General features: G+C 60.2%; 1 protein-coding gene. It reads right to left on the reverse strand.

The features are described from left to right. Position 1 precedes the first annotated feature (1 nt). On the reverse strand, positions 2–1048 hold a 1047-nt coding region (psbD, locus tag NW858_RS05045; protein WP_414352358.1), incomplete at its 5' end, for a photosystem II D2 protein (photosystem q(a) protein).

The following is a 1048-nucleotide window of genomic DNA, read 5'->3' on the forward strand; positions in this document are numbered from 1 at the left end:
TTTAGAGCGCGTTGCCGCGGGGTAGGACTTCTTCGGGGAACTCAAAGCGCTCGTGCGGCTGGTCCTGCGGCGCCATCCAGGCCCGAATCCCCTCGTTGAGCAAAATGTTCTTCGTGTAGAACGTCTCAAACTCAGGATCTTCTGCCGCCCGCGTCTCCTGACTGATAAAGTCATACGCCCGCAGGTTCAGCGCCAACCCCACCACTCCAATGCTCGACATCCACAATCCCGTCACCGGCACAAACAACATGAAAAAGTGCAGCCACCGCTTGTTGGAAAACGCTATCCCAAAAATCTGGCTCCAGTACCGGTTCGCCGTCACCATCGAGTACGTCTCTTCCGACTGCGTCGGCTCAAACGCCCGAAACGTGCTCGCCGCTTCCCCATCCTGAAACAACGTGTTCTCCACCGTCGCCCCATGGATGGCACACAGCAGCGCTCCACCCAACACGCCGGCCACCCCCATCATGTGGAACGGGTTCAGCGTCCAGTTGTGGAACCCCTGGAAAAACAGCAAAAAGCGGAAAATCCCCGCCACCCCAAAGCTGGGGGCAAAAAACCAACTGCTCTGCCCCAGCGGGTAAATCAAAAACACGCTCACAAACACCGCAATCGGCGCGCTGAAGGCAATGGCGTTGTAGGGCCGCACCCCCACCAGGCGGGCAATCTCAAATTGCCGCAGCATAAAGCCAATCAAGCCCAGCGCCCCGTGCAGCGCCACAAACGTCCACAGCCCGCCAATCTGGCACCAGCGGGTAAAGTCCCCTTGGGCTTCCGGGCCCCACAGCAGCAGCAGGCTGTGCCCCATGCTGTCGGCGGGGGTGGACACGGCCACGGTCAAAAAGTTGCACCCTTCCAGGTAGGAGCTGGCCAGGCCGTGGGTGTACCAAGAAGTTACAAAGGTGGTGCCGGTCAGCCAGCCGCCCAAGGCCAAGTAGGCGCAGGGGAACAGCAGCAGCCCCGACCAGCCGATAAACACGAATCTGTCGCGCTTGAGCCAGTCATCGACGATGTCGAACCATCCTCGCTCCTGGCGTACGCGCCCTAC

The organism is Synechococcus sp. H55.10 (assembly GCF_047502715.1).
GTDB lineage: Bacteria > Cyanobacteriota > Cyanobacteriia > Thermostichales > Thermostichaceae > Thermostichus.